General features: G+C 72.6%; 6 protein-coding genes. 1 reads left to right on the plus strand and 5 read right to left on the minus strand.

Annotation, left to right across the window (positions count from 1 at the left end):
• The 5 genes from ACZ6SA_RS00005 to ACZ6SA_RS00025 all read right to left on the minus strand — a co-directional run.
• The coding region (locus ACZ6SA_RS00005) for an ABC transporter ATP-binding protein (RefSeq protein WP_465825702.1) at window positions 1-855 on the minus strand (855 nt) is incomplete at its 3' end.
• A complete protein-coding gene (locus tag ACZ6SA_RS00010) occupies window positions 855-1,880 on the minus strand; it encodes an ABC transporter ATP-binding protein (RefSeq protein ID WP_347642266.1) in 1,026 nt (341 codons plus the stop codon). The genes ACZ6SA_RS00010 and ACZ6SA_RS00005, both read right to left, overlap by 1 nt.
• Entirely contained in the window at window positions 1,877-2,737 is an 861-nt protein-coding gene (locus ACZ6SA_RS00015) for an ABC transporter permease (RefSeq protein ID WP_465825703.1), read from the minus strand. Before ACZ6SA_RS00015 ends, ACZ6SA_RS00010 begins: the two co-directional genes overlap by 4 nt.
• Complete coding sequence (locus ACZ6SA_RS00020; RefSeq protein WP_347642264.1) at window positions 2,734-3,735, minus strand: ABC transporter permease; 1,002 nt, start codon at window positions 3,733-3,735, stop codon at window positions 2,734-2,736. Before ACZ6SA_RS00020 ends, ACZ6SA_RS00015 begins: the two co-directional genes overlap by 4 nt.
• Window positions 3,732-5,372, minus strand: coding sequence for an ABC transporter substrate-binding protein (locus ACZ6SA_RS00025; protein ID WP_347642263.1), 1,641 nt, complete (start codon window positions 5,370-5,372; stop codon window positions 3,732-3,734). Before ACZ6SA_RS00025 ends, ACZ6SA_RS00020 begins: the two co-directional genes overlap by 4 nt.
• Before the next feature lie 224 nt (window positions 5,373-5,596).
• On the opposite strand from ACZ6SA_RS00025, the gene ACZ6SA_RS00030 reads away from it, so the two are divergent.
• Window positions 5,597-7,384 (plus strand): glycoside hydrolase family 3 protein (locus ACZ6SA_RS00030; protein WP_465825705.1); only part of this gene is annotated, 1,788 nt, incomplete at its 3' end.

Genomic DNA, 7,384 nt, shown 5'->3' on the forward strand with positions numbered 1-7,384 from the left:
CCCCCCCCCCCCCCCCCCCCCCCCCCCCCCCCCCCCCCCCCCCCCCCCCCCCCCCCCCCCCCCCCCCCCCCCCCCCCCCCCCCCCCCCGGGCCGGGGTCGGGCGAGGACTCGACGAGCAGCTTGGTGTACGGGTGCCGGGGCCTGGCGATCACGTCGTCCTTGGGCCCGCCCTCGATCATGCGCCCGGCGTACATGACGACGATGTCGTCGCAGAGGTAGCGGGCGCTGGCGATGTCGTGCGTGATGTAGAGCATCGCCAGCCCGTCCTCGTCGCGCAGCCGGGCGAGCAGGTTGAGCATGTCGAGCCGGATCGACACGTCCAGCATCGAGATGGGCTCGTCGCCGAGCAGCACCTTCGGCCGTACGGCGAGCGCGCGGGCGATGACGACCCGCTGGCGCTGGCCGCCGGACAGCTCGTGGGGGAACTTGTCCACGAAGTCGGCGGCGGGGCTGAGGCTGACCCGTTCGAGCAGTTCCAGCACCTGCCGCTCCAGCTCCCGCCGGTCGCGGGTGCGGTGGTGCAGGCGCAGGGCGCGTTCGAGGTTGTAGCGGACGCGGTGCAGCGGGTTGAGCGACCCGAACGGGTCCTGGAAGATCAGCTGCACGTCGCCGTGGTAGCGGCGGCGGCCGGTGTCCGCGCGGCCGCGCAGCAGCACCTCGCCGCTGGTGGGCGGGTAGAAGCGGGCGAGCACGCGGGCCAGCGTGGTCTTGCCGCTGCCGCTCTCCCCCACCAGGGCCACGATCCGGCCGGGCAGCAGCGCCAGGGTGGCGTCCTCCACGGCCCGCACGACGCCGCGCCTGCCGGCGGGGAAGTGCTTGGCGACCTCACGCGCCTCGAGCACGGGCTCGCTCATCAGTGATCACCTCCAGCAGGGTAGAGCAGGCAGGCGACCTCGTGACCGGCGGCCGGGACGAGCTCGGGCAGGGTTGCGTCGCAGCCGTCGAAGCGCTCGGGGCAGCGGGGGTGGAACGCGCACCCCGGCGGTGGCCTGCGCAGGTCGGGCGGGCTGCCGGGGATGCCGGTCAGCGGCCGCAGCGGGGCGTGCAGCGGCGGGAACGAGTCGCGCAGGCCCTGCGTGTACGGGTGTTTCGGGTCGGTGTGGAGGGCCCGGGCGGTGCCGATCTCGACGATGCGGCCCGCGTACATGATGGCGATCCGGTCGGCCACCTCCAGCAGCAGCGACAGGTCGTGGGTGACGAACACGACGGCGAAGCCCAGCTCGTCGCGCAGGCGCAGCACCTGGGAGAGGATCTGGCGCTGCATGACCACGTCCACGGCGGTGGTCGGCTCGTCCATGACGACCAGGTCGGGCCGGCAGGCCAGGGCGAGCGCGATGGCCGCGCGCTGCCGCATGCCGCCGGAGAGCTGGTGGGGGTAGCCGCGCACCCGGTCGGCCGAGATGCCGACCATGGCCAGCAACTCGGCGGCCCGCTGCCAGGCCTGCTTCCTGCTCATCCGCCGGTCGTGGGCGCGCAGCGCGTCGGCGAACTGGGCGCCGAGCCGCATCACCGGGTTGAGCGCGTCCATGGCGCTCTGCAGGACGATGGACAGGCTCGTCCAGCGCAGGTCCCGCAGGGCGTGGTCGTCCAGCGTGACGAGGTCGACCGGGGGGCCGCCGTCGCGGCCGTGGTAGAGGATGCGGCCGGCGGTGGTCACGGCGGGCGGGCGCTGGAGCCGGGTCAGCGCCGTGATCAGGGTGGACTTGCCCGACCCCGACTCTCCGGCCACGCCCAGGATCTCGCCGCGGCGCAGCGTGAACGACACGTCCACGCACGCCCGCACCTCCCCGGCGTACTCGACGCTGAGCCCGTCCACCCGCAGCACCGCGCGGTGGGCGGCCGGGGTGGCCGGCGCGTGTTCCTGTGTCTGGGAGGTCATGCCGCCTCGCTCCTCGCGATCCGTGGCCGGCGGGTCCTGACGACCCGGAGTTTGGGGTTGGCCACCTCGTCCACGCCGAAGTTGACCAGGGCCGCCGCGGTGCCGATGAGCGCGATGCACAACCCCGGCGGCACGAACCACCACCACAGCCCGCGCAGCACCGCGCTCTGCTGCTGCGCCGCCTGGATCATGGTGCCCCAGCTGATCGCCGCGGAGTCGGAGATCCCCAGGAAGGCCAGCCCGGCCTCGGCCAGCACCGCGCCGATCAGCGCGTGCAGGAACATCGAGGCGATCAGCCCGGTCAGGTGCGGCAGCACCTCGAAGAAGACGAGCCGGCGGTTGCTCTCGCCGAGCAGCCGCATGGCGCGGACGAAGTCGCGTCCCGCCACGCTCATGGCCTGGGCGCGCAGCGTGCGGGCGCCGCCGGCCCAGCCGAGCAGCCCGATGATGAGCGCGATCGTCCACAGGCCCGTGCCCCGCAGGTAGCCGGCCACGACGAAGATGAGCGGCAGCACCGGCATGACGAGGAAGAGGTTGGTCAGGAAGTTCAGCACGCCGTCCACGCCGCCGCCGAAGTAGCCGGCGGTCACGCCGACCAGCACCGCCAGCGCCGTGCCGATCGCGGCGGCCAGGAAGCCCACGAACATCGAGCCGCTCGCCCCCGCGATCACCTGGGCCAGCACGTCCTGCCCGAACTGGGTGGTGCCGAGCAGGTGCTCCGCCGACGGCGGCTGGGCGATGGCCTGGATGTCGTTGGCCCGGGGGTCGAGCCCCAGCACGGTCTCGCTGAACCAGCCGCCGAAGATCGCGACCAGCGCGAAGAAGGCGATGATGGCCGAGCCTGCGCGTACCTTCATGCGCGCTCCCTGATACGCGGGTCGAGCAGCGCGTACACCGAGTCGGCCGCCAGGTTGGCGAGGAGCACGGTGAGCGTGATGAGGAAGAAGACGCCCTGCATCACCGGGTAGTCGCGCTGCTGGAGCGAGATGAACAGCAGGTAGCCGATGCCGGGGTAGCTGAAGACGATCTCGGTCAGCAGCGCGCCGCCGACGACGCCGCCCAGCGCGAGGGCGAAGCCGGTGAAGTTCGGCAACATGGCGTTGCGGGCGGCGTACCGGAGCATGACCCTGCGCGGCGACAGGCCCTTGGCCAGGGCGAGCAGCACGTAGTCCTCGCGGACCGTGGTGACGGTCATGTTGCGCATCCCGAGCAGCCAGCCGCCGAACGCCGAGAACACGATCGTGGCGGCGGGCAGGGCGCCGTAGTGCAGGACGCTCAGCAGGAACGGCGCGTTGAACCCGACGGGCAGGTCCGGGTCGTAGCCGCCGGCCAGCGGGAACCAGCCGAGCAGGAACCCGAACGCCCACAACGCCAGCAGCGCCACCCAGAAGTACGGCACCGACGACACGAACGTGGTCAGCGGGCTGACGATCGAGTCGAACCGGCCGCCGGCCCGCCACCCGGCGATCACGCCGAGCCCGGTGCCGGCCAGGAACGCCACCACGGTGGTGCTGCCGACCAGCAGCAGCGTCCACGGCAGGCCCTGCCAGACCAGGTCGCTGACCGGGGTCGGGAAGTTCCTGATCGACACGCCGAGGTCGAGCCGGGCGAGCTGGCCCAGATAGTCGAGGTATTGGGAGCCGAGGTTGGCGCTCGGGTCGCCGAACAGACGCTGGATGGACTCCAGCGTGCGCGGCGGCAGCGACTGGCCGCTGACCCGCTCCAGCTCCTCGATGATCGCCAGCGACGGGTCTCCTGGCATGAGGCGCGGGATGAGGAAGTTCAGGGTGACGGCCGACCACACGGCGGCGGCGTAGAAGCCGAGCCGTCCGGCCAGGAAGCGCCTGCCGGTCACGGGGCGGCACGCTTGAGGTTCATCAGCGTCATCGTGGTGTCGGGGCCGAGGCCGGGGAACGGGACGTGGGTGAACTTCCCGGGGGTGGGCCAGCCCGTCCACCGCCCGGCGTTGATCGCCACGAACCAGTACGAGTTGTAGATCGGGCTGAAGGGCACCTGGTCCACGACGATCGTCTGCATCTCCTGGGCGTACTGCCTGAGCTCGCCGGTGTCGGCGGTGCCCATCAGCTCGGCGAGCACGGCGTCGGTCTTCGCGTCCTTCCAGCGGCCCGGGTTGGTGGCGGCCTTCTTGCCGACGGGCTTGGCGGCGCGGCCGGCCAGCATGCTGTAGACGCCGCTCACGCCGGCGCCGCCGGTGGTGGCGATCGTCAGGTCGAACGTGCCGAGCTGCTGGCTCTCGTACAGGTTGGCGCCGGGGGCTCCGGCGGACTTGACCTGCAGGCCGAGCGCCGACTTCCAGCTGTTGATCATGATGTCGGCGTAGGGGGCCCAGCCGAAGTCCTGGTTGAAGGAGAGGGTGGGCGCGTACGCCTCGCCGTCCTTGACCAGTTTGCCGTCGGTGACCGTCCAGCCGCCCTCCGCCAGCTCGCGCCTGGCGCCCTCGGCGTCGACCTGCTGCACCTTGCCGCGGTACTCCGGCTTGATCCAGTCCCGGTAGACGAGGTCGACGAGGCCGGTGGGGCCCGCCTCGGTGCCGGGCCGGTTGAGCGTGGTGACGATGTCGCCGCGCGGGATCGTCATCGCCAGCGCGCGGCGCACGTGCACGTCGTCGAAGGGCGGCTCGGCGGTGTTGTAGAGCATCGAGTACGCCCCGCCGGTGGCGTACAGCTGGTAGAGGTGCCTGCCCGGGTCCTTGGCGACGTACTCCTGCTCGGCGCCGGGCCACGACTGGATCGCCCAGTCGACCTCGCCGCGCAGCAGCTGCGCCTTCACCGCGTCCTGGTTGGTCGGAATGATCTTCAGGTGCGTCATGGGGAACGTGCCGCCCCAGTAGTCGTCGCGGGCGCGCAGCGTGATCTGCTGGGCGGCGAACGACTCCAGGACGAACGGGCCGGTGCCCACGGGGTCGGGGTTCGTCCAGGTCTTGAGGTCCTGCTTCTCCCAGATCTTCTTCGGCACCATCGGCAACGACGGCGAGGCGAACTGGTTGACCTCGCTGAACCCCGGCTTGGCGAACGTGACCGCGACCGTGGACTCGTCCACCTTCTCCACGGCCGTGTACGTGGTGCCGCCCAGGTTGAAGTCCGGGTTCTCCAGGGGGAGGCTCAGGGAGAACACGACGTCGTCGACCGTCAGCGGCGCGCCGTCGGAGAACGTCACGCCCTGGCGCACCTTGATCGTGAGCCGGGTGCCCTTCTCGTCGAACTCGAGGCTCTCGGCCAGCCACGGCTTGACGGTGCCGCCGTCGCTGTAGTCGATGCGGGCCAGCGGCTCGTAGATCATCTCCGCGTTCGGGGTCTTCTGCGTCGCGGGCCCGACGACGTTGTAGTTGCGGATGTACGTCGTGCCGGCGTCGGTCTTGCCGAAGACGATGGTGTCCGCGCGGGCGCCGCCGGCCGGCTGGTTCTGGACGCCCGCCGTGCACGCGGTGGCGAGCACCATCACGACGGCGACCAGGAGTCCTCTTGTTCGCATGTGTGTCTCCAGGGGGTGCACATACGTATGCGCAAACCGGCCGGACGGGGGAAGGGCCGGTTGCTTCTACGTATGAACAGGGACGGTATGGACGTTACGGCCAGGCGTCAAGGGTGTGACCGGAACTTTTCGTCTCCCCTTGACGGGCGAGCGTTCTGTGCTTAGCGTCCCGGATCAACCCATTCGGCAGAGGTGCTCATACGTATGAGCAGCGGGAGGCATCCGTGCACCAGATCGACCGGCTCCTGGAGAAGCTCACCCTGGAGGGCAAGGTCCGCCTGCTGACCGGCGCGGACGAGTGGAGCACCCACGCCGACCCCGACATCGGGTTGCGCGCCATGGTGCTGTCCGACGGGCCGTCCGCCACCGCGCTCGCCGCCACCTGGGACGTCGCCACCGCCCACGCGTACGGGGCGGCGCTGGCGGCCGAGGCGCGGCGCAAGGGCGCCCACGTGGTACTCGGGCCGACGATCAACCTGCACCGCAGCCCGCTCGGAGGGCGGCACTTCGAGGCGTACTCCGAGGACCCGCTGCTGACGGCCGACCTGGCGGCGGCGTACGTGCGCGGAGTCCAGAGCCTCGGCGTCGCCGCGACCCCCAAGCACTACGTGGGCAACGACTTCGAGACCGAGCGCTTCACGGCGAACGTCGTGGTGAGCGAGCGGGCGCTGCGGGAGCTGTACCTGGCGGCGTTCGAGAAGGCCGTGGTGGAGGCGGGGGCCTGGGTGGTGATGTCGGCGTACAACGCGGTCAACGGCGCCACCATGACGGAGAACCCGCTGCTGGCCGAGCCGCTGTGCGGCGAATGGGGGTTCGACGGGGTGGTGGTGTCCGACTGGTGGGCCGCGCGGTCGACCGTAGCGGCCGCGCTGGCCAGGCAGGACCTGGCGATGCCCGGACCGGACGGGCCGTGGGGAGACGCGCTGGTCGCGGCGGTGCGCGACGGGCTCGTCCCGGAGGCCGCGGTCGACGAGAAGGTACGGCGCCTGCTGCGGCTGGCCGCCCGCGTCGGCGCCCTTGACGACCTCACCTCCGGCCTCACCCCCGGCCTCGACCCGGCCACCGGCACGCGGAATGCTTCCACCCCCGTCCCGGCCACCGGCGCGCAGGACGGCTCGGCCCCCGCCACCGACCCGGGTACCGGAACGCGGGACGGCCGCACGCCCGCTTCCTGGACGGCCGCCGGCGTGCCCCCGGCGGCGGCTTCCGCCGAGGAGGGCGCCGCGCTGGCGCGGCGGGTGGCGGCCGACGGAATGGTGCTGGTGCGCAACGGGGGCGAGCTGCCGTGGCCCGCTCCCGGCCCCCGGTCGGTCGCGGTGATCGGGCACAACGCCCTCCAGTTCCGCAGCCAGGGCGGCGGCAGCGCCACCGTGACCCCGCCGTACGTCATCTCCCCGCTGGACGGGCTGCGTGCCGCGCTGCCGGACGCCGCGATCACGTGGACCCTCGGCGCCGTCACCCAGGAGGGCCTCGCGGCGCTGCCGATCGCGCGGCTGACCGACCCCGTCTCGGGCGAACCCGGGGTGCGCGCCCGCTTCCTCGACTCCGGCGGCCGGGAACTGCTGAGCGAGAACCGCCGCTCGTCCGACCTGGCCAGGTTGGGCGGATCCCGCCCCTCGGGCACGACGTCGGTGGAGGTCACCACCCGCTACCTGGTACGCGAGCCGGGCACCGCGCGGCTCGGCATCGCGGGAGCCGGGTTCGCCACGCTGGCCGTCGACGGTGTGCGGGTGCTGGAGCGGGAGCTGGTGCACGGAGGCGAGGACTTCGGCGGCGGCCTGGTCTCGCCGCCGCACGCCTCGGTCACGGTCGAGCTCGCCGCCGGAGCGGCCGAGCTGACGGCCAGGCTGGACGGCGTGCCGCAGGGCAACGGCCTGACCCTCACGCTGGGCGAGGACCTGGCCCCCGCCGGCACGGCACGCGCCGGCGGCATGGACGCCGGGAAGGCCGGGACGGACGCCGAGGGGACGGGCGCCGGCGAGACACGGGCGGGCGCCGGCGAGGCGGCGGTT

It is taken from the genome of Nonomuraea sp. NPDC049378 (genome assembly GCF_055586745.1).

Excerpts from the sequence above, each read along its gene's own strand:
- ACZ6SA_RS00015 (WP_465825703.1), bottom strand. The coding sequence starts at position 2,737 with ATGAAGGTACGCGCAGGCTCGGCCATCATCGCCTTCTTCGCGCTGGTC.
- ACZ6SA_RS00025 (WP_347642263.1), bottom strand. The coding sequence starts at position 5,372 with ATGCGAACAAGAGGACTCCTGGTCGCCGTCGTGATGGTGCTCGCCACC.
- ACZ6SA_RS00010 (WP_347642266.1), bottom strand. The coding sequence starts at position 1,880 with ATGACCTCCCAGACACAGGAACACGCGCCGGCCACCCCGGCCGCCCAC.